The sequence below is a fragment of the Agromyces cavernae genome (assembly GCF_021044935.1).
GTDB lineage: Bacteria > Actinomycetota > Actinomycetes > Actinomycetales > Microbacteriaceae > Agromyces > Agromyces cavernae.
Genome location: NZ_JAJNMP010000001.1, coordinates 380,509 through 401,450 on the forward strand (window position 1 = coordinate 380,509; position 20,942 = coordinate 401,450).

Below are 20,942 nucleotides of genomic sequence, written 5' to 3' on the forward strand. Positions count from 1 at the left end.
CGGAACGAGGCATCCGTCACCTGCGGCCCGGGCTCCGAAGCTCGGGCCGCAGCGGCGTCCCGACACTGAGTTCGGGCTGCGCCTCGAATCGCGTCCACGGTGCGGAGGCCGACGTCTCGAGGGCCACCGCGGGACCCGCGAGGTGCTGGGCGAGCTCGGGGAAGCTCGAATAGTGCGGGCCCAGGATGTGGCACGACGCGGCGAGCAGGTACAGGTCGGCGACGGCGGCCTGCAGCGCCCGACGGCTGTTGTACGCGCCCTTGTCGGTCTGCCCGAAGCAGTCGGGGAACCGGCGGGCCACGCGGGTGAACGCGGCATCCGTGTCGGCCGCGACGTAGAGCCCGAGATCCGGTCGCACCGAGCGGATCTCCTCGATCCGGCCGAGGTACCACTCCACCGGCGACGCCTGCAGGGTGGCATCGTGCGCAACCGGATGCGACCTGATCATGACACCCAGGTAGGGCCGGTTCGCGCATGCCCCGAACAGGTCGAGGACCCGCCGCCTGACGCGCTCGACGGGTTGCAGGGCGCGCAGTTCCGTGTGCCATGAGGGTGCGTCGTCGGGCAGGGCCAGCGCATGCGGGGTGCGAATCTGCCAGACGCGCTGTCGGCGCGCGGTCTCGTCGATCCACTCGAGGCTCGCATCGCGGTACGGGAACGCCGGAGCGAGGGCCCTCGACAGGGCCTCCGGCCACCGGCTCGCGTCGAACGCCCACAGCTCGTCGAGCCGCGCGCCGAACCCGCGGCCCGTCGGCCAGACGTAGGCGAAGGACCGGCCCTCGAGCCCCGCGAGCACGTGGGCGCCGAGCACGACGCGCATCCGGTTCCCGAGCCCGTGGTAGCGGCCGGTGACCGCCACCAGGATTCCCTCGCCCCGACTCACGGCCCTGCCTAGTCGATCGCCGAGCTGGTGACCCGGGCACCGCGCCGCGGGCTCGTCGGCCCCTTCGCGGGTTCGTCGCTCACGTAGTAGTAGCTGTCGCGGGGGCGCGCCTTCACGCGATTCAGGACCACGCCCGAGATGTGTGCGCCGGTGCGCTCGAGCACGGCGATCGTCGAGGCGAGCTGCGCGCGACGCACTCGCCTGGTGTCGGCGACGATCAGGACCGAGTCGACCTGCTGCGCGATCATCGTCGCATCCGCCACCGCCTCGACGGGTGCTGTGTCGATCACGACGAGGTCGTACGCATCGACGAGCTGCTGGATGATCTCCTTCATGCGCTCGGATGCCAGCAGCTCGGCCGGGTTCGGCGGGACTGCACCCGACGGGAGGATCTCGAGCGACGAGCGCGGCCACGCCTGCACGGCGCTCCGCAACGGGATGGCGTCGATCAGCACAGTGGTGAGCCCGACGGCTCCGACGAGGCCGAATGTGTCGGCCACCCGCGGCTTTCGAAGGTCGGCATCGACGAGCAGCACGCGCTTCCCGGTCTCGGCGAGCACGAACGAGAGGTTCGCCGCCAGCCAGGTCTTGCCCTCGGCCGGGACCGACGACGTGATCGCGAGGCTCCGTGTCTCATGGCTCGCCGACGCGAAACGCAGCCCCGACCGCACCTGGCGGAAGGACTCGGCCGCACTCCCGTTCGGCTGGCGGATAGCGACCGGTCTCGGGTCGGACGAGAGCGGCGTCTGCTCGATCGAACCGAGCAGCGGCAGCTCCGTGATCGCCTTCAGCGCCGTCTCGGAGCGCACGCGGGTGTCGAGCGCGCTCGCGAGCACGACGGCGACCGACGAGAGGAGGAAGCCGATGACCGCCCCGAGGAACGCGTCCTGCTGCTTGTTCGGCGCACTCTGGAAGATCGCCGGCGTCGCGGGCTCGATCGATCGGGCCGACACGGTCGCGGCGCCGTCGGAGTCGATGGGCGCGACCTCGTTGACGGCCGCGACGAGCGACGCCGCGACCGTGTTCGCGACGAGCGCGGCGCGCTCGGGGTCGGTCGTTCCGACGTTGATGTCGAGGATCACGGTGTTCTGCGGAATGGTCACGCTCATCATTCGGCGGAGCTCGATGGTGCTGAAGCCCCTGTCGAGCTCGGCGGCCGCCGGATCGAGGACGAGGGCGGAGGTCGCGAGTTGGGCGAACGACAGCATCTGCGCCTGCGTGTAGGCGGAGCCCTGGTTGATGTCGGAGCCGCTCGAGGCCGTCCGCAGCGAGAAGTACAGCGACGCGGTCGAGTGGTAGATCGGCGTCACGGTGCTGGAGGCCGCGAAGGCGCCGGCACCGCCGAGGATCGTCGCGGCGAGCACGATGTACCAGCGCTTGCGCAGTACCCCGACGGCTCGGGCCACGCTCATGGTGCTCGTCGTCGTGCTCACGGCCTTCGCACCCGCTCTCTTCGGGCTCCGTCGACCGTGGAACTGTCCCGGCGCGGCGGAGAGATGCTGGCGTCGGCTCGATCCAGTTTATCCGAGGCATTCTCGACTTGATATGCCGTCACCGCGACGCCCGCGACGAACCAGACCAGGTAGCCGTACTGGGTGATGAGCGCGACCGCCGCGAACGCGGGGATCTGCGCAGCGACCGCGACCGCTGCCGGAGTGGCGCGCCCGCGGACCAGGCTCAGGATGCAGCAGGCGATGGCGACGACGAGGGCCAACAGCGGCAGGATGCCGAACCGGAGGCCCGTGAGCATGAGCTCGCTGTCGATCGACTGGAACGATCCGTAGTACGTCTCCCCCGAGGGGAGCACCGTCCAGCTGGTCGAGATGCCGATCGCGCGCATGCCCCGCAGGAGCGTCACGAGATCGGAGCGGTACTGCGCACTGCCGCCCGCCTCCTCGCCCGCCTCGGTGAAGACGTCGCCGAGCGTCGGAAGCGTCGTCGCCGCGGCGACGATGAGCAGGAGGGCGACGGCCGCGCGCATCGACCGGGTGATCCACCGGCCGAGCAGGATCACGGCGAGCAGCAGGGTGATCGCGAGCGTGACCAGCCCGATACGGCTGAAGCTCGTTGCGACCGCGGCGATCACGACCGAGAGGCAGGCCAGCCGCACCCACGCCGGCCACTTGGTCACGAGCACGAAGACCGAGCTCACCGCCAACGAGCTCGCGAAGGCGATCGAGTGGCCGAAGGCGCCTTCGGCACGGATGAAGCCGGCCCGCGGCTGCAGTTCGTGCCAGGTGCGCCAGGCGATGTTGCCGGTCGTGATCTCGACGAACGGGTTGAACGCGGTCGCGAACTCGATGATCCCGAGCACCGCTGCCGCGGTCGCCGCGACCGCGATGCAGGAGTACAGCCATTCGGCCTCGACCCGCGCGAGGACGAATCGTCCCCACACGTACGGGACGAGCCATCCGAACGACACGATGAGGACGTGGCCCCACGTCGATCCGCCCAGCAGGAACGCCGCGAGCACGAGCACGACGAATCCGACCACGAGCACGTCGACGTACGAGAACGTCAGGCTCGTGGTCGACCATGCGGCGAGCGCGACGAGCGTGACGCCGGTCAGCGCCGACCAGTAGACCCCCGCCTGCACCCCGATCCAGATCGGCACGAGGAAGCACACCGCGGCCCACCCCGCCACGACCAGCCGCGGTGATGATCGCGCGACGTACCAGGCCGCGACGACGGCGCCGACCGCCAGCAGGAGCAGCAGCACCGTGCGCAGGTCGAGGTCGGCCGTCATGTCGCCGCCCGCGGTTCCCTAGGCGATCGCGCGCCGCGGTCCATAGGATCGGAGGCAGCGCCGGCGCCGCGCGGAGTGGAGAACCAGGTGCGCGTACTCGTCTTGTGGGCGGATGAGCACTCCCCGAACCTCGGGGTGCGGGTCCTCGCCCGAGGGAGCCGCGATCTCCTGCGCAATGTCTGGCCCGACGCCGAGTTCGAGTTCGCCGATTTCACGTCTCGGCCGCGCCAGGTGCCGTGGGGTCGCGTGCGATCGCTCGTGCGGGAGCGCGTCCAGGGCCGGCTCGGCATGCAGCGCTGGCTCGAGAGTTTCGACCTGGTCTGGGACACCCGCTCGGGTGACAGCTTCTCGGACATCTACGGTTCCCACCGCCACTCGGTCATGTCGACCGTCCACGAGTTCGCGGTGCAGTCGGGCCGGCCGGTCGTGATGGCACCGCAGACCATCGGTCCGTTCCGTTCGGTGTCGGGTCGAATGCTCGGCCGTCGCTCGTTGCGCCGGTCGTCGCTCGTCTTCGCACGCGACCCGGTCAGTGCCGCCGAGGCCGCCGGGCTCGGCCGGCCGGTCGACGCGGTGACGAGCGACCTCACCTTCGCCATCGCGCCGCCGGAGCGCATCGCTCCACCGCGCGACGTCATCCTCAACGTGTCGGGCCTGCTCTGGCAGGAGAACCCGCACGTCGACGCCCGTCTGTACCGCGACGCCGTGACGTCGATCACCCGCACGCTGCTCACCCGATCCCGGTCGGTCGCCGTGCTGCCGCACGTGCTCGACTCGCACGATCGCGACAACGACGCACCGGCGGTCGACGCGCTGGCCGCGGAGTTCGGCGCCGACCTCGAGGTCGTGGCCCCGCGCGACCTCGACGAGGCGCGGGCGATCATCGCGGGCTCGCGGGTGCTGATCGGCGCGCGCATGCACGCGTGCCTGAATGCGCTCTCGACCGGGGTTCCGGCGGTCGCGATGGCGTACTCGCGCAAGTTCGCGCCGCTCTTGGAGGCGATCGGATGGCCGTACTCCGTTTCGCCCGCCGACGGCGGCGCCGACGCCGACGCCGGCGCCACGACCGCGGCACGGGTCATCCGGATGCTCGCCGACCCGTCACTCGAGCGGCTGGCGCTCGAGACCCGAGCGCGGGGACGGGACTCCTTGGCGCCGATGCTCCCCGCGCTGGGATCGCTCTCCCTTCCGTCCTGATCAGTCACGTCGTCTCATCTCAGTTCGGCAGCACTCAGTTCGGCGCCACCACGCTCAGGTGGTCGAAGCCGATGCCGATGGGGCCGTTGGTCGCGGTGCCCGACACGTACGTCGTGATCGCGAACTGCCCGGTGCCCTGCAGGCCCGGCTCGCTGTCGGTCGCACTCACCCACCAGTCGACGGGTTCGGGCTGTCCCTGCGGCCAGGCCTTCACCTGCACCGTCGTCGACGGTCCCGTGCTCACCGTGCGTACGCGTACGTCGAGCGTGGCGCCCGCGGTGTGCGTGTACCCGGTGAGGACCCGGTTTGCGACAAGGGTCTCGGTCGTGCCGACCAGGCGGGCGACGCCGACGTTCACGACGCCCGTGGCCGAGTACCGCAGCTTCGCCCGGTACTCGCCCGCCGCCGTCTTGCGCGGTGCGAGGTTGACGTGTGCACCGCCGCCGTTGGCGACCTTGTCGATGGAGACACTGATCCTCGCATCCGTGCCCGACGGCAGCGTGCCCGAGAGCGTCGTGGCGCGCGTCTGGCTGTTCATGAGGCTCAGCAGCCCGACGCCGCCGGCCACCGACGACCCGGAGACGGCGCTCCAGGTCCCGCCCGTGTTCGCGGTACCCCAGCCGCTCGCCGAGGTGCGCTGGAACTCGTCGGCCGCGAGCACGGTCGCCGCGGCGACGTTCACGGTCTGCATGACCGAATCGGATGCCCCGAGGCTGTCGGTCACCGTCAGGGTCACGTCGTACGACCCGGCTGCGGCGTACACGTGCGTGGGCTGCGACGCCGTCGACGACCCGTTGTCACCGAAGTCCCAGTCGTACGACGTGATGGTCGCGCCATCCGCCGCGGTCGACCCGGTGCCGTCGAAGGCCACCGACAACCCGTCGACCTGCGTGGTGAAGGCCGCCGTCGGGTTCGCGTGCGGCGGCGTCACCGTCACCTGCTTCGAGGTGCTCGCCGTCAGGCCCATGCTGTCGGTGACCGTCAGCGTGACCGTGAAGGTGCCGCCGTTCGCGTACTGGTGCGTCGCGGTGGCGCCGCTGCCGGCCGGCGTGCCGTCTCCCCAGTTCCAGCTGTACGACGTGATCGTGCGACCGGGCGGCGCCGAGGAGCTCGAGCCGTTCACCGAGACGCCGAGGTCGTCGGTCGTGAACGTGAACGCCGCGGTCGGTGCGGCGACGCCCGTGCCCATCAGGTAGTGCTCCGACACCTCCTGCGCGGTCAGCACGCGGTTGTAGACCGCGAACTCGTCCAGCTGGCCGTTCAAGAAGTTGCTCGTCGGACGGTTCGGCCAGCTCGAGAGGTTGTCGCCGCCGATCCGCCAATAGCCGCTGTAGGTCTGCGCGGTGACCTCGCCGCGGGAGCCGACGAGCTCGCCGTCGACGTACAGCTTCATCCCGTCCCAGCCCTGGGACGCCACCATGTGGTGCCATGCACCGTCGCGGTACGAGGCCGGACTGCTGACTGTCGCGGCGATGCCCGGGAAGTTGCCGAAGCTCAGCTTTCCGTCGTTGTGCATGTACACGTGGCGGTCGTAGCTCGAGGAGGTGCCCGACGCGGAGGAGCCGTAGCCGACCAGCTTCCCACCGTTCGACGTCGTGGTCTTGAACCAGAGCTCCAGCGAGTACTGCTGGCGCACAGCGGCCTGGCTCGTGGAGTTGACGAACCCGCTCGTCGACGACCCATTGAAGGAGTACGCCGGTCCGGGCTCCGACGCCAGCGCGCCGCTCGACACCGAGGTCACACCCGACCGCACGACGCCGTCGTTGTTCCCGACGAGGTCGTTCCCGCCCTGTGCGGCAGTGCCGCCGAGTCGCCAGTACAGCGACGCGCCGTCATCCATCACCGTCTCGGCGTAGGCCGAACCGGCCGTGCCCGACACCGTCGTCGAGACGGTCGCGCTGTTCGCGGTGTTCCCGTCGCCGTCCACCGCGACGATGCGGTAGTTCGGTGTCGAGCCGGCCGCAACGGTGTCGGTCAGCACGACCTGCGGCTGACTCCAGTACGTCGACTGCACGGACCTCGAGGCGACCGGCTGTCCGCCGCCGTTCCGGATCAGCCGGTAAGTGAGGTTCAGGTCGTCGCGATCCCAGTTGGCCGGAATCGACACCCGCACCTTGCCGGCGGTGGTCGATGACGCGACCGGCACCCAGTCCGTATCCGAGAGCCTCGGACCGGAGTTCTCCCCGGTCGACGGGTTTCGCGAGAACCGTGTGATCCCCTGCGACCGCTGGCCGTTGACGAAGGCCTGCTCCCCGCCGATGAGCAGGTAGTCGCCTGCGCCCGTGGCGGTCCAGCCGGCCTGGCCTCCGTTGACGCCACCCGTGATCCAGTCGGGATACCAGTTCACGACCGCGGGTGCCGGCCAGCCGCTCCAATCGGCGTATGTGGCGTTGACGCTGGCCGCGCGCAGGAGGGTTCCCTTCGGCGCCGCGGTGTAGACCGTCGCATTGCGCATGTTGCCCGGAGCCGGGTTGAGCTGGGGCATGCCGTTCATGGTCTCGCACGAGTGCTCATGACCGGTCGAGTAGACGTTCGTGCCGTCGGAGTACACGCCGTAGTGGTCGCCGTGGCAGTCGGCGATCCACCGGACGGCGCCGCTGCCCGGCTCGGCAGCGAACAGGCCCTCGAGGTTGCCGATGGTCTTGTTCGCATACACCCAGCCGGTGCCGTAGATGGCGTTCGCGTCGGCCTCGAGCTCCCAGATGCCCGCCTTGCCCGCGCTGGTGGTGCCGGCGGGGACGCCGTTCAGGACCACCGACGTGACGGTCCACGGCAGGATGGCGCCGGAACTGAGGTCGAGCGCCGCGAGTCCTCGCTGGCTGACACCGTTCATCATGCCGAAGCGACCGGCGACGATGAGCTTGTTGTTCGCGGGCGTGAGCACCATGCTGTCGACCTGCAGGTCGGCCGTCGGCGCCCAGCCGAGCAGTGCACCATTGCTCACGCTGAAGGCCATGAGGTTCTTGCGGGCGACGCCCGCGCCGGCGCTGACGAGGCCGCCGACGTAGACGGCGGAGCTGGTGACCTCGATCGCGTTGACGTACGAACCGCCGACGGCGGGCCGCCACGTCGACAGCAGCGCCCCGGTCGCGACGTCGAACGCGGCGATGTTCCACCGGGTCTGGCCGCTGACGTTGTTGAAGCTGCCGCCGACGTAGATGCGCGTGCCGTCGGGCGACGCCTTGATGACCTTCACCTGGCCGTTGATCTGCGGGGCGAACGACGTGATCACGCCCGTCGTGAGGTTGTAGGCCAGGATGTTGCTGCGAGGGATGAGGCTGGTTCCCGGCGCGGCTCCCGCGGGCCGGGCGTTCGTGAAGCTGCCACCGGCGTACACGGTGTTCCCGACGACCTCCTGCGTCCACACGATGCCGGAATCGATCTGCACCGTGGGCAGCGGATCAGCCGTCACGGTCGAGCTGTTCCGCTGCTCGATCGGGGCGGGGCCGTCGGGATCGATCGCGGCCGTCGCGGGGGCGGCGCCTCCCAACACCATTCCAGCGGCCACGACGGCGGCCGCCGCGAGCATGGCGACACCCCTCCGCCCCCTGGTGGACTCGAGCTTCATGATGCCTCTCCTCATTCGTGCCTGCACAACAGGCGTTCGTTCTCACGGAATGGATCCGTGGAAGACGACGACCGGCGCGCCTGCCGCATAGTCGACCGTCAACGTGATCTCGTGCCGGGTGTCCTCGGGGATCCGGAACACGTACGTGCCTTCGGCGCTCTCACCGTCGTCGATGGCGCCCATCACCGGTGCCGCCGGGGCCGAGGTCGTCGGTACCGCGAGGTTTCCATCCGCGTCGAGCAGGGATACGGTCGCCCCGTCGACGTCGAGCGGGCCGCCCGATTCGTTCTCGAACCCGATCGTGGCCGCGACCGCGGGGCCGGCGACCTCGCCCGGCGTCTCGGCCTCGACCGTGATGCTCGTGATCTCCGTGACCGAGATGCGCATCCCGGTGTCGAGGGTCACGACGTCGTCGAGGTCTGCGTCTTTCACCGGTCCCGGAGGGGCCGTCTCGATGACGTCATCGATCGTGGTGCCTCCGGGCGCGGGGACCTCGGTCGTGCGGGGCGTTTCGGATGGGGTCGGCACGGATGCCGCATCCGTCGGATTCTCGGACGCGATGCAGCCGGCGAGGGTCCCCGTGATCGTCATGGCGGCCGCGGCGACGGCGGCGGCGACGACCACGCGCGTGCGCACCGGATGCCCATCGCCTGCCCTGCGGATCCTGGTACGTTTCACGAGTCCCTGCGCCTTACTCGAACGCGCGAAAAGTCGGGGCGCGATCGCTTACGACGACCGGGCCCGTCGACTCTCCGCCGACGTCGGGTAACCCGGTCCGATCCTCGTTGGGTGAAAACCTACGCTTCGGACCTTCTGGCTCCTATACCCCAAACATGGGGTGAGGATTCCTCATGTTACCATCGGGCGCCCACCCAGTTCAGGGGACACCCGGAGCAGAGACCCGCGAGATCGCGGGCCGAGGGATGAGCCGGTTCCCCGCGCGGCGATCGGCCTGGCGTACCATGCCACAAGCGACTCCTCTCCCGTGTCGCCTCGAGACTCCGCAGGAATGGGGTGCCGGTGCCCGAGATCATCCTCGCCCACGACTACCTCCTGCAGCTCGGCGGTGCCGAGCGGGTCGTCGCCGAATGGGCGGCCGGGTTCGGATCCCGCCCCGTCGTCACGCTCGCATATCGGCCCGACTCGACGTTCGACGGATTCCGCCAGCTCGACGTGCAGGCGAGCATCCCGCATGCGCTCGCGCATCGCGTCGAATGGATGCTGCCGATGCTTCCCTCCATCGCCGCGCGCACTCGCGTGTCGGGCGGTGACATCGCGCTCGTCTCGAGCAGCGGTTGGGCGCATCGATTCCAGTTCGAGATGCCGCACGTGGTCTACGCGCACAGCCCCGCTCGCTGGCTCTACGCCGCCGAGGACTACCGGCTGCAGCTGGGCCCCCTGCGACGGGCAGGTCTCTGGATGAGCGCGCCGCTGCTGCGCCACGGCGACCGCGACGCCATGCGTCGCGCCAGCGGGGTCGTCTCGAACTCGATCGTCACCCGTGACCGGATGCGATCCGCCTACGGCCTCGACTCCGTCGTCGTGAACCCGCCCGTGGAACCCGTCGCCCGTGAGGCGCACCCGCCGAACCGACAGCTGCCCGACGACTTCGTCGTCGTGGTCTCGCGCGATCGTGGGTACAAGAACCTGTCCCTCGCCGTCGCCGCGGCGAAGCTGGCCCAGGTGCCCATCGTCATCGTCGGCCACGGGTCCGCCGCCCTCGACGACCCCGAGAACGGCGTGCACGGGCTCGGCCGCGTGACCGATGCCGAGCTGTGCTGGGTGTACCGCCGCGCCGCCGTCATCATCGGCGCGGGCCGCGAGGACTTCGGGCTGACCATCGTCGAGGCGTCGCTCGAGGGAACCCCGGCCGCCACGATCGCATCGGGCGGGTACCTCGAGACCGTGCGCCCGGGGGTCAACGGCTACCACGCGGCATCCGCGACACCCGAAGCCCTTGCGACGGCGATCCTCCAGGCGCAAGCACTCGACCCTGAGGCCTGCCGGGAATGGGGTCGCAGATTCAGTCGTGACGCACACCTCGCCCGCCTCGGTAAGGTGTTGGAAGAGGTGGTGCAGCGGGCGTGAGCGAATCCCAGGTCAGCGTGCCGCTTTCGGTGCGCCTGCGATTCGGGCATGCGGCCGACGAACCCCGGGGCGGAGTCTTAGTCGTCGCCGCGCAGACCGAGTGACCGGCCGCCATCAACTGCGAGTTCTTGTCCAGTGATGAACCGGGCACGCGGACTCGCCAGGAAGCCAACGGCCTCGGCGACGTCTTCCTCGTGACCGATATCCCCGAGGACGTTGGTCCGCTTCAGGCGTTCCAACTCGGCCTGTGTCGGCTGACCCCTCGGAACGATGCCCGGGGAAACGACGTTGACCGTTATGCCGAATGGGCCGAGCTCGATGGCCGCGGACTTCAGGTACCCGGACAGGCCTGCCTTCGCTGCCGCGTAGTCCGCGAAGCGCGCCTTACCCCTGCCTCCGATGACGGATCCGACGCTGATGATGCGACCGGACTGCTGAGCGATCATCTTCGGGGTGACCGCGCGGACGCAGGAGATGGCGGCCCGCAGGTTGATGGCGAGGATGCGGTCGATGACCTCGGGGGATTGATCCCACACGGGTGCGTGCTCACCTCGTGCACTTCCACCTGCGCAGTTCACGAGAATGTCGACGGTCGGGAGGGAAGCGAAGAACCTCGTCACGGCCGTCTCTTCCTCGAGTTCCACTTGCGCGATATGCGCCGAGCCTCCGTGTTCACGGATCTCACTTACGACCGCGTCCAGCTTCGTGGTCGAGCGTCCGAGCACGTACACCTCGGCTCCACTCAGGGCGAGCCGGAGCGAAATCGCCCGGCCGATGGCTCCGCTTCCGCCCGTGACGACCGCTACGAGACCATCCAACTCTGCAGGCGAATCGACGCTGACCACATAGGGGCGGGCCATCTCGACCCTCGAAGGCATTCTGCCGAGCCTCGTCAGGACCCGAGATGTCAGTGCTCTCAGCTTGCCCATGTTCCCCCCTGTCATCGACGCCAGAAGACCCAGCCCAGTCCTACCGCAATCCAAGCCGCCGCAGGACCCTGCCGCCGAGGCGTCGGATCCGGATGTAGGCGCCTGGCCTGACTCCGCCCCCCGCCAAGGTCGAATGGTAGGCGCGCAGTTGAGCGATGTCCGCGACCTTGTTCGAGAACACCTCGAGGACGCGCGAACCGTGCTCGTTCAGGTCCGTGAGCCAACTGATCCCGGCGGCCGTCGCGTCGGGAGTGTGAGCCGCTGAATAGTCGATCCCGAGCGACTCCACCCAACCGCGGGCGCTCATGGCGTGCTCCGCGCTGACATGGCGGCCCGCAACCGTTGCCGAGTAGCTCTCGGGCAACGGCACGTGCATGACCGCCCCACCCCCGTTGTTGAGCAGGAGGATGCGCAGGTTGTCGGGCAGGTCGCGGATCCATAGCGAGTTCATGTCGTAGAAGAAGGTGAGATCCCCGATGATCACGAACGTCGGCTTCGCGGTCGCCGCAGCGTAGCCGATCGCAGTCGACAGGCAACCATCGATGCCGTTCACACCTCGGTTGCATAAGACGTCGATCGATGGATCGATCCTGTGGAGCTGGGCCATCCGGATCGGAGCGCTGTTCGCGATATGAAGAGAACTGTCGTGCGGAAGTGCCCGCATGAGAGCACCGATCACCGCCAATTCGCCGTGCTCCATCGACGGCGCCGGGATCGAGTTGGCGACCTCGAGCATGCGACGCCGGTACGACGGATCGGCTGAAGCATCACGTGCTGCGACAATGCGTTCGAGGAAGACCTGGGGACCCGATTGGAAGACGTCGGTGAGTGTTCGGAAAGGATCTGCGATCGCACCATCGGGGTCGACACGCCAGTGTTCGTGATCCGACGCGTGCAAGTAGCCCTTCAGCTCGTCCTTGAACACGATGTTGCCTCCGAACGAGATCACGATCTCGGGCTTGAGTTCAGGGTGCTTCGCCGCGGGTATGCGCAGAAATGCCAGGGGATTGTCGATGCGCCGGTCGATGTGCAGGTTGGCGAGGTGGTCGGAGATGACGACCGCGTCGAAGGATTCCGTGAAGGCCGAGAGTCTCGCGATGGTGTGGTCGCTGGGACGCGCTCCTTGACCCCAGACGACGAGGACCCGTTTGTGTTCTAGGCGTTTGGCGAGCTCGGCCCAGTCGGGTTCCTCGGACTCGATTCGATGCCGCGCGATCACGCGCACGTCGGGGAGCTGCGCCACGGTGAACTCCACGCCGCTGTGGCTCTCGATCGGCACGTTGAGGTGGACCGGGCCGCCCTCGCGAGCGGCGACGAGGCCTTCGTTGATCACCCGATTGCAATACCAGCGGTCGCGGTCGTTCGAGATCGGGCGGAGATTTCCCGTGTAGCGAACGAACCCGTCGAACAGTTCGCGCTGATCGATCATCTGGTCTTCCATCTGGCCGAGGAAATCAGGAAGCCTGTCCGTCGTGATCGCAATCAGGGGCAGTTTCTGGGCGGATGCCTCAGCGATGGCCGATCCGTAATTGAGCGCGGCGGTGCCTGACGTGCAGATCGTGGCGGTCGGCTCGCCGGTCGCCTGAGTGAGACCCAGAGCGAAGAACGCCGCCGACCGCTCATCGACCACCGAATGGAGCCTGAAGTACTGGTCGTTTTCGAACGTCCGCGTGAAGGCGTAGTGCCGGCTGCCCGGGGAGATGACGATGTCCTTGACACCATGTGCCTTGAGCAACGCGGCCAGTTCCACAACCAGAGGTTCATCCGCATACATGGTGGCCCCACTTCAGTCCGAGGTTCACAGCAGGCCCCGTTCGAGCCGTTGCTGCCCGCGGTACCAGCGGCTGGGATCTCCCGAATACCCTCGGGCAACGAACGAGAGCATACCGAGATACGGTGATCCAGTGTCTCGCAATGTACTGATCACGACGTTGCCGCTCAACGCGAATTACGGTGGCGTCCTGCAGGCATATGCATTGCAGCGCATCGTGCGCGATCTCGGGTTCCGTCCGGTCACCGACACCTCGAGGCCGAAGCCGATGCTGAAGCGTCTCCGGTGGCGTTTGCTGCGGCATCCATACCGATGGGTTCGGCTGTCGATGCCGGCCCGAGCCGACTGGGACTGGCGGAGCTGGAGGCTCGTCACCGCGCCACTGCGCGTATTCGTTGCACGGAACATGAAGACCGGTTCATTCATGGAGGCCGCGGGGACTCGCCGTGGCAGGGCGCGGCTGGCGAGGCGGTTCCGCACCTTCGTGGTCGGAAGCGATCAGGTGTGGCGCGCTGCCTATGCGGACATCCCGGCGCAGTTCCTCGATGTACTCGAGCCCATCGAGGGAGATCGGCCGCGTCGGATTTCGTTCGCGGCATCGTTCGGCGTCGATGACATCGCCGAATACAGCGACGACGATCGCTCCCGCGCCGCCGCATTGATTCGGCGTTTCGACGCGGTCTCGGTGCGCGAGGAGTCAGGAGTTCGCATCTGCCACGACGAGTTCGGCGTGCGCGCAGAGCGCCACCTCGATCCAACGATGCTGCTGTCCGCAGAGCACTATCGGGAGCTCGTGTCGCGCACGGCCGTTGACGCGACTCCCGCCGCCGGTCGACTGTTGATTTATCGACTCGACGCGAATGACGACGTCAGTCGCGTTGAAAGGGTGCTCGGGGAGCGACTCGGACTCCCTTCGCTCGAACTCCTCGCGCCTTGGCCGCCGTCGTATCTTGCGTACGTGTCGAACCCGGCCGAATTCGTGAGGCCGTCGATCGCGTACTGGCTGGCCTCCGTCGCTTCAGCCGGCTTCGTCGTGACGGACTCCTTCCACGGCTGTGCGTACTCGATCCTGTTCAACCGCCCATTCGTGGTGTATGCCAATGCGGAACGCGGCGCGACCCGCTTCGACTCGCTCCTCGAGGTCTTCGGGCTCGAGCACCATCGGGTCGGCGCGGACTCGCCGCTGATCGACGAACGGGTCTTCGCCCCCGACTGGACAAGGGTGAACCGCGTGCTCGACACTGAGCGCGTTCGGGGTCTCTCGTATCTCAGGGCGAACCTGTAGCACCCTGCGCTGCGCCCGGGATCGAGCGACTCCCGACGACGGGTAGGCTCCCGCTCATGCAGACCGTGTCGGTGGTGATTCCCGCGTACAACCCAGGCCCGTTCTTGGCCGAGGCGGTTGAATCAGCGGTGTCTCAGGTCCCGGCGCCGCTCGAGGTGCTTGTGGTGGACGACGGCTCGACCGAGCCATTCGCCATTCCAAATCATCCGCTCGTGCGCGTGGTCCGGCAGGACAACGCCGGGGCGAGCGCTGCCCGCAACCGCGGTATCCGGGAGGCGCGCGGCGAGCTGATCGCCTTCCTCGACGCCGACGACGTCTGGTACCCCGGGAAACTGGCTGCCCAAGCCACCTTGATGCGTCCCGGGGTCGGGCTATGCTCCTGTGATTTCGACGTGATCGAGGCCACCGGCAAGCGCGACGGGTGGGGCGGGCATGGTGGGAATTACCGCCAACTGTTGCGCGGGAACAGCATCCACACGTCCGGCGCGATCGCTCGCCGCTCGAGTCTTCTCGAAGCGGGATGTTTCGATGAATCTTTGACCCACAGCGAAGAGTGGGGTACATGGTTGGAAATCGCTCGTCGTAGCGAGCTGGAGCACGCTCCCGGCGTGTTCGTCGGTTACAGACTCCACGACCGAAACGCGAGCAGGGATTATCTCCGCATGTGGCGCGGAGCGATGAACGTGCTCTGGCAACACCGAGGAGCGGATGCGCTGCCCGGTATTCGTCGAGTCGGGCAGATCTATGGCTCCCAGGCATTCGACGCGTTCCGCGTCACGCGGAGCCCCTCTCATCTGTTCTGGGCGTTCGCCCTCTGGCCCGACTACGTCCTTCGAAACGTCTGGCGGCGCGTGTGGCGTCCGCGTTGACATCCGGGCGCCCTACTCGGAGTAAGACCCGGTGTGCCAGGTCCCGCAGAGTCCCTCGAGCTTTCGGTTTCTGGAGGATGACGCTGTCTCCGCGAATGCGTACGATGCCGCAGTCCCCGATGCCCGAGGATAGGGCCTTCTGATACCGCGGTACGGCCGATGCTGAGTCAACTCAACTGAATCTCAGTGCCTCGCTGCGTGCGACCGCAAGGGGATGCAGGGTGCCCCTGAGGTCGTCCTCGCCCTCGACAACTTCCTGCCGAGCTCGAGGCGATGCCCCCGCCTAAGCCACGTGATGGACGAAATGGTGCAGCGGGCGTAAGCGCCCGCTCAGGCTTGAGCAGGAGCCGGCTTGCGAGCGCGCTTCGCCCAGTCGATGCACGGACGTTCGACGGCGACGAACAACAGTTGCCCCACGGCGAACACCACGCCGAACCCGACCGTCCAGAGCAGGAGCAGCAGCAGCGGACCTTCGGGCACGTCGAGGAACTTCTGCAGGAACTCCGAGACGTACCACGCGGTCGGCTGGTGGATGAGGAACAAGCTGTACGAGCGATAGCCGATGAACACCAGCGGCTTCCATGCGAACATTCGCCCGATCGCGGGGACCGACAGCACGAGGACGATGAGACTCCCGAACAGCGCGCTCAGGCCGAGTTCCCGGATCGGCAGGACCGTACCGCGGAACAGCGGAGCGGTTGCGACGAGGTACGACACGACCATCACCGCCAAGAGCAGGAAGATGTGGGGCCGGCGGATGCGCTCGACGACCTTGAAGGCTACGATCGCGGCCAGCATGCCCGCGGCGAACTCCATCAGACGACCGAGCCCCGATGCGCTCCACAGGAACTGGTCGGGGAACGCTTCGCCCGGCACGAACAGGGCGACGGCGATGCGGAAGACCACGGAGACGACGATCGCGATGATCAACGCCCTCGCCCCCCAGCGGTTCGCGGCGATCAGGAGCAGCGGGAACAGCAGGTAGAGCTGCATCTCGAGGGACATGGTCCACAGGCTGCCGTTCATCGAGCTCCAGTGCTCGGCGAAGAACAGGTGCGAGAAGGTCAGGTGGCTCAGCCAGTCACCCAGGCTCGGCATGGGCTGCCATGACGCCTCACGCCCGAACAGTCTCATGATCACCACGAGGAGCTGCGGTAGGAGCACGGCGTACGCCAGGGCGACGTAGTACGGGATCACGATGCGGCGCATGCGTCGCCACACGTATGCGCGAGTTCGGAACTCGTCCATCCGTTCCGGGCGTCGGGCGAACGGCAGGAACAGCACGAAACCGGTCAGCACCACGAAGAAGTCGGGGCGGATGTTCTGGCTGACGACCGACGACAGTACGGGAATCTCGGGTCGGCCCGCGAACTCCCAGGTGTGGAACGCGAACACGGCGAGGAACGCGACCGCGCGAAGTCCGTCGACGGACTGGATCCGCTGCGTCGGCCGCTCCGTGCTGGTCACAGGGACCAACCCTAGGTCAGGCGGGCTCGCAATGAACGCCCCAAATCGGAGGGCAGGTGTCGGTCGTGCCCTCCGCCTGCGTGGACCGTCAGGCGCGACACTGGTGGGGTCGAGTGCGTCTCGACATCACTAGAGTGATCGACGGGGTGGTGAGGCGGGCGTGAGCGAATCAGAGGTCAGCGTGCCGCTTGCGGTGCGCCTTCGGTTCGGCCATGCCGCCGTGCAGCATCTCGCCCGCGAGATCGGCGTCGACCTGCTCCACATCAAAGGTTCCGCCGTCGACCCGTTGCTCCGCCCGGGCGGGTATGCGGGCAGCGACGTCGACGTGCTCGTGCGGCCGGCCCACGTGGCAGTGCTCGACCGGGCGATGCGGCAGCACGGATGGCGCCTCTACAGCAGCTTCGAGAACGGCTCGCCGTTCGGTCATGCGCAGACGTACCTTCACGACGTGTGGGGATACGTCGACGTCCACCGGTTCTTCCCCGGCATCCGAATCGCACCGGACCGTGCGTTCGAGCGGCTCTGGGCCGACCGACGCGAGATCGAGATCGCAGAAACGGGATGTCAGGTGCCGAGCCTGACCGCGCAAGGTGTGCTGCTCGTGCTCAACGCGGCCCGCTCGTCGGTGCGCTCGAAGCCCGATGTGCGCATCGCCTGGCACGAAGCGCCCCTGGAGCGACGCGCTGAGATGGAGGCGCTGGTCGCCGATCTCGACGCGCCGGTGGCGTTCGCCGCTGCGACCGGCGCGCTCGAGCACTACCGCCGCGAACGGGACTACGGTCTCTGGCGAATCGTTTCCCAAGGCGGCTCGCGTTCCGCGGAGTGGTGGGCGCGAGTGCGCGCCGCACCGAGTCTCGGCGTCGCGATTCGCGTCGTCGCGCGCGCTCCGCTCGTGAACGTCGATCACCTCGCGCATCGCCTCGGCCGGCGGCCCTCGCGCGCGGAGATCGTCGCCGAGTTCTTCCGGCGCCCGGCCCGTGCCGTTCGAGAGGCCTGGCAGGGTCTCCGTCGCGTCGGAGCGAGCCGATGACGCGGCTGCGTCGGGCGCCCGGGACAGCGACGCTCGACGTCGACGGCACCGTGTACGCGGCATCACTGCCGGGCGGGCCGATCATCGTGCTCGAGGGGATCGCCGCGCTCATCTGGGACGAGGCCTGCGCCGGCGATCGCGAGACCATCGTCGAACGGGTGGCCGCCGCGACGGATGCCCCGACCGACGAGATCCGCGCGCACGTCGACGCGTTCGTGGCCGATCTGGTGGCCCGGGGGCTGCTCGAGTAACGGCGACCGCCTAGGTTCGCTCCACCCGCGGCCCTCCACCCACTCGAGATACGGGACCACATGACCATCGTCCTCGGATCGCCCACCGTCGAACCCGACGATGGTCGCCCCACGTATCGCGTCGAAGTCGACGGGAGTCTCTGACCTGCAGATCCGCCTGCGATACTACGATTCGGCCCCTACGGAGGATGATGGCACGCGAAGCCGACAAGGTGAACCTGCGACAGCAGCTCGGACAGCTGCTCGGGCTCGCTGGGGCGAATCCACGCAGCTGGATCCTCGGCGTCGTCATCGGCTCGATCGCGCTCGCGTTGCTCGACACGCTCGGCGTCGCCGCGATGGCGCCGCTGATGCAACTCATCACAACCGGATCGGCCGATTCCGGCATCCTCGCGGATGTCTCGGCCTTCCTCGGAACTTCGTCGCCGCAGACCCTCATCCCCATCGTCGCGGGCATCGTCGCGGCGCTGTTCATCCTGAAGAGCGTGCTCGCGCTGCTGTTCCGGTGGTGGATCCTCGGACGGACCACGCGCATCTCGGCGCTCGCGTCATCCCAGCTGATGCGCATGTACATCCTCGCCCCGTACGCCGACCACCGGTCGCGTCGCACGAGCGAGATCTACCGCAGCGTGAGCGACAGCACCGCGCAGTCGACGAGTGTCCTGCTCGCCGTGACCGCGCTGTTCACCGACGGTCTCGTGCTCGTCGCGCTCGCCGTCGTCATCGCCGTCGTCTCTCCGACCGTGATGCTCGTCACGGCGGTGATCTTCGGCGTTCTGGTCTTCGGCGTCCAGCGGATGCTGCGGAATCGGCAGTCGCGCATCGGCGAGGAGGTCTCCGCATCCGCGCTGCAGTCGTGGCAGTACCTTCTCCCGGCGCTCGACGGATTCCGCGAGGCGCGGCTCACGTCGAGCGCGAACGCGTTCGCAGACGGCTACCGACAGGCGAAGCTCCGGACCGCCCACGCGGGGCGCCAGCTGGCGATCATCTCCGACGCTCCGCGCTACCTTCTCGAGATCGGCTTCGTGCTCGCGATCATCGGCATCTCCGCTGTGCTGACGGCCACGACGTCGCCAGCCGAGACGCTCACGATACTCGCTGTGTTCGGGGCGGCGTCGGTCCGCGCGCTGCCGACGATGAACCGCGTCGCCTCCAGCCTCGCCACCATCCGTACCGGACGCGTCGGGCTGGACATCGTGACGCGCATCGCCGACGAGCTGCGTGACGGCGGGATGCACGACGAAACACCGCGGGCCGCCGTCCGCTTCGGGGGCGACATCGCACTGCAGGACATCGAGTTCCGTTACCCCGACGCCGAGCGGCCCGTGCTCGACGAGATCTCGCTCGACATCGCCGAGAACCGCACGACGGCGTTCGTCGGTTCGAGTGGCGCGGGCAAGAGCACGCTGCTCGACCTCGTGCTCGGGCTGCTCGAGCCGACGTCGGGCACGATCGAGTGTGGCGGCCGATCGATCCACGACGACCTCCCGTCGTGGTTCGCCGAACTCGGCGTCGTGCCGCAAGACGTCTTCCTGCTCAACGACACGCTCGCGGCGAACATCGCGTTCGGCGTACCCGCGTCCGATATCGACCTCGCCCGAGTCACCGAGGTGATCACGACCGCGCAGCTCGACGCTGTCGTCGCCGATCTGCCACACGGCCTGCAGACTGAGGTCGGCGAGCGTGGAGTGCGGCTGTCCGGCGGCCAGCGGCAGCGGATCGGGCTGGCCCGCGCACTCTACCGACAGCCGCGGATCCTCGTGCTCGACGAGGCGACCTCGGCGCTCGACAATGCGACCGAGCACGAGATCGCAACCACTCTGCGGTCCCTCCAAGGCAGCATCACGATCCTCATCGTCGCGCACCGGCTGTCGACCGTGCGCAACGCCGACACCCTCGTCTTCCTGAAGAACGGCCGCATCGAGGAGGTCGGCACGTTCGAACACGTCCGCGCGACCAATCCCGACTTCGCACGCTTGGTGCAGCTCGGCGAGCTCAACTGACGCGGCGCCCGCCGCTCAATGGAAGCCGTCGATTATCGTCCAGCGCGGGTCGAGCTGGTGTGCGTCCGTGCCATGCGCCATCCGCGCGTGGAACCTCGGCATGACGACCTCCGCGTTGGCGTGGATGACGCCGGCCACGTACGCCGCCCAGTACGTGAACGTCGAGTTCGTTCCGATGATGCGAGCGGCACCGGCAACGGCGAGGAAGTTCGCGAGCGGGTCGGGCCGCGCGTACTCCACCTCGTCTGCCCTCATGCGGATGACGGAGTCGAGGTTCGTGCGACACCAGTCGGCGTCGTCCGAGACGACGAGGGCGCGCTCGGCGGGCGCCAGCCGGTCGAGCGTTGCGGCGAGATACCCCGCTTGGTCGAACGCGTACTTGCTGGCGAACTCCGCGTAGTAGTCGCCACGGCGCACGTTGATGACGAGCGTCTCGGTGCGGTCGGGGACGACGTGCGACGCGAGTGTCTCGCGCACGAACGCCGCCAGGTCATCGGCGGTGAAGTCGACTCCGAAGCGCTGATAGAGCCAGGCGTCGTCCCACGTTCTTCGATCACTGAACCGCACACCGCCGGGCGCGATCGTGAGCGCTGAGAGTTCGGGGAATGCGGTGAGCCAGGGCGCCATCGCTCTGGCTTCGCGGGCGAGCGTCGGTGCGCCCGCCCGGGTACGTCGATGGGCCTGAAGCCACACATAGAGCAGGTTGCCGAGCCGCAACCCTGTCGACGGAGTCGTGATCACGGTGCGCTCGCCACGTCGCATCAGGTCGAGCGTCGAACCGGCGATGCGCTCTCCCGCCTGCATCGTGCGACGACCGGCGCGGCTGGCGAGTCGGGCGATACGGTTCATCGCCGC

16 protein-coding genes are annotated in these 20,942 nt (G+C 68.2%); 7 read left to right on the forward strand and 9 right to left on the reverse strand.

The window, feature by feature from the left end:
- Positions 1-16: 16 nt before the first annotated feature.
- The 3 genes from LQ757_RS01790 to LQ757_RS01800 are packed head-to-tail and all read right to left on the reverse strand — an operon-like array spanning position 17 to position 3,629.
- Positions 17-883 carry an O-fucosyltransferase family protein gene (locus LQ757_RS01790; protein ID WP_231045493.1) on the reverse strand — a complete coding sequence of 289 codons (867 nt, stop codon included), beginning with the start codon at positions 881-883 and terminating at the stop codon, positions 17-19.
- A gap of 8 nt (positions 884-891) precedes the next feature.
- A complete protein-coding gene (locus LQ757_RS01795; protein WP_231045494.1) occupies positions 892-2,295 on the reverse strand; it encodes a tyrosine-protein kinase domain-containing protein in 1,404 nt (467 codons plus the stop codon).
- 17 nt (positions 2,296-2,312) lie between these two features.
- On the reverse strand, positions 2,313-3,629 hold the full coding sequence (locus LQ757_RS01800; protein ID WP_231045495.1) for a hypothetical protein: 1,317 nt from the start codon (positions 3,627-3,629) through the stop codon (positions 2,313-2,315).
- A gap of 87 nt (positions 3,630-3,716) precedes the next feature.
- Here LQ757_RS01800 and LQ757_RS01805 point away from each other — a divergent pair, with 87 nt between their 5' ends.
- Positions 3,717-4,826: a polysaccharide pyruvyl transferase family protein gene (locus tag LQ757_RS01805; RefSeq protein ID WP_231045496.1), complete on the forward strand. Its 1,110-nt coding sequence runs from the start codon at positions 3,717-3,719 to the stop codon at positions 4,824-4,826.
- Between the two features lie 34 nt (positions 4,827-4,860).
- Here the strand turns inward: LQ757_RS01805 and LQ757_RS01810 are convergent, their stop codons facing one another.
- Both LQ757_RS01810 and LQ757_RS01815 read right to left on the reverse strand, forming a co-directional pair.
- A complete protein-coding gene (locus LQ757_RS01810; protein WP_231045497.1) occupies positions 4,861-8,394 on the reverse strand; it encodes a PKD domain-containing protein in 3,534 nt (1,177 codons plus the stop codon).
- Between the two features lie 42 nt (positions 8,395-8,436).
- Positions 8,437-9,072, reverse strand: a complete 636-nt coding sequence (locus LQ757_RS01815) for a hypothetical protein (RefSeq protein ID WP_231045498.1) — start codon at positions 9,070-9,072, stop codon at positions 8,437-8,439.
- A 342-nt stretch (positions 9,073-9,414) separates the two neighbouring features.
- On the opposite strand from LQ757_RS01815, the gene LQ757_RS01820 reads away from it, so the two are divergent.
- Positions 9,415-10,482 (forward strand): glycosyltransferase, encoded by a 1,068-nt coding sequence (locus LQ757_RS01820; RefSeq protein ID WP_231045499.1) that lies wholly within the window; start codon positions 9,415-9,417, stop codon positions 10,480-10,482.
- A 77-nt stretch (positions 10,483-10,559) separates the two neighbouring features.
- Here the strand turns inward: LQ757_RS01820 and LQ757_RS01825 are convergent, their stop codons facing one another.
- Both LQ757_RS01825 and menD read right to left on the reverse strand, forming a co-directional pair.
- Positions 10,560-11,411, reverse strand: coding sequence for an SDR family NAD(P)-dependent oxidoreductase (locus tag LQ757_RS01825; protein WP_231045500.1), 852 nt, complete (start codon positions 11,409-11,411; stop codon positions 10,560-10,562).
- A 40-nt stretch (positions 11,412-11,451) separates the two neighbouring features.
- The gene (gene menD, locus LQ757_RS01830) at positions 11,452-13,161 is read right to left on the reverse strand and encodes a 2-succinyl-5-enolpyruvyl-6-hydroxy-3-cyclohexene-1-carboxylic-acid synthase (RefSeq protein WP_231045501.1); all 1,710 of its coding nucleotides are present in this window, start codon (positions 13,159-13,161) and stop codon (positions 11,452-11,454) included.
- A gap of 181 nt (positions 13,162-13,342) precedes the next feature.
- Here menD and LQ757_RS01835 point away from each other — a divergent pair, with 181 nt between their 5' ends.
- The gene (locus tag LQ757_RS01835) at positions 13,343-14,467 is read left to right on the forward strand and encodes a polysaccharide pyruvyl transferase family protein (protein ID WP_231045502.1); all 1,125 of its coding nucleotides are present in this window, start codon (positions 13,343-13,345) and stop codon (positions 14,465-14,467) included.
- 56 nt (positions 14,468-14,523) lie between these two features.
- Positions 14,524-15,336: a glycosyltransferase family 2 protein gene (locus tag LQ757_RS01840; RefSeq protein ID WP_231045503.1), complete on the forward strand. Its 813-nt coding sequence runs from the start codon at positions 14,524-14,526 to the stop codon at positions 15,334-15,336.
- A gap of 330 nt (positions 15,337-15,666) precedes the next feature.
- Here the strand turns inward: LQ757_RS01840 and LQ757_RS01845 are convergent, their stop codons facing one another.
- Positions 15,667-16,803, reverse strand: a complete 1,137-nt coding sequence (locus tag LQ757_RS01845; protein ID WP_231045504.1) for an acyltransferase family protein — start codon at positions 16,801-16,803, stop codon at positions 15,667-15,669.
- Positions 16,804-16,963: 160 nt separating this feature from the next.
- Between LQ757_RS01845 and LQ757_RS01850 the strand changes: the two genes are divergently transcribed.
- The 3 genes from LQ757_RS01850 to LQ757_RS01860 all read left to right on the forward strand — a co-directional run bounded on the left by LQ757_RS01850 (position 16,964) and on the right by LQ757_RS01860 (position 20,087).
- Complete coding sequence (locus LQ757_RS01850) at positions 16,964-17,833, forward strand: nucleotidyltransferase family protein (protein ID WP_231045505.1); 870 nt, start codon at positions 16,964-16,966, stop codon at positions 17,831-17,833.
- The gene (locus tag LQ757_RS01855) at positions 17,830-18,084 is read left to right on the forward strand and encodes a PqqD family protein (RefSeq protein WP_231045506.1); all 255 of its coding nucleotides are present in this window, start codon (positions 17,830-17,832) and stop codon (positions 18,082-18,084) included. Before LQ757_RS01850 ends, LQ757_RS01855 begins: the two co-directional genes overlap by 4 nt.
- A 191-nt stretch (positions 18,085-18,275) precedes the next feature.
- On the forward strand, positions 18,276-20,087 hold the full coding sequence (locus LQ757_RS01860; protein WP_231045507.1) for an ABC transporter ATP-binding protein: 1,812 nt from the start codon (positions 18,276-18,278) through the stop codon (positions 20,085-20,087).
- Between the two features lie 15 nt (positions 20,088-20,102).
- On the opposite strand, the gene LQ757_RS01865 is transcribed toward LQ757_RS01860, so the two are convergent.
- The gene (locus LQ757_RS01865) at positions 20,103-20,936 is read right to left on the reverse strand and encodes an alpha-1,2-fucosyltransferase (protein ID WP_231045508.1); all 834 of its coding nucleotides are present in this window, start codon (positions 20,934-20,936) and stop codon (positions 20,103-20,105) included.
- Positions 20,937-20,942 lie beyond the last annotated feature (6 nt).

What these genes read in the sequence shown, in the direction of transcription:
- LQ757_RS01795 (WP_231045494.1), bottom strand. Translation starts at nt 2,295, where the DNA reads ATGAGCGTGGCCCGAGCCGTCGGGGTACTGCGCAAGCGCTGGTACATC.
- LQ757_RS01800 (WP_231045495.1), bottom strand. Translation starts at nt 3,629, where the DNA reads ATGACGGCCGACCTCGACCTGCGCACGGTGCTGCTGCTCCTGCTGGCG.
- LQ757_RS01810 (WP_231045497.1), bottom strand. Translation starts at nt 8,394, where the DNA reads ATGAAGCTCGAGTCCACCAGGGGGCGGAGGGGTGTCGCCATGCTCGCG.
- LQ757_RS01840 (WP_231045503.1), top strand. Translation starts at nt 14,524, where the DNA reads ATGCAGACCGTGTCGGTGGTGATTCCCGCGTACAACCCAGGCCCGTTC.
- LQ757_RS01865 (WP_231045508.1), bottom strand. Translation starts at nt 20,936, where the DNA reads ATGAACCGTATCGCCCGACTCGCCAGCCGCGCCGGTCGTCGCACGATG.
- LQ757_RS01825 (WP_231045500.1), bottom strand. Translation starts at nt 11,411, where the DNA reads ATGGGCAAGCTGAGAGCACTGACATCTCGGGTCCTGACGAGGCTCGGC.
- LQ757_RS01860 (WP_231045507.1), top strand. Translation starts at nt 18,276, where the DNA reads ATGGCACGCGAAGCCGACAAGGTGAACCTGCGACAGCAGCTCGGACAG.
- LQ757_RS01855 (WP_231045506.1), top strand. Translation starts at nt 17,830, where the DNA reads ATGACGCGGCTGCGTCGGGCGCCCGGGACAGCGACGCTCGACGTCGAC.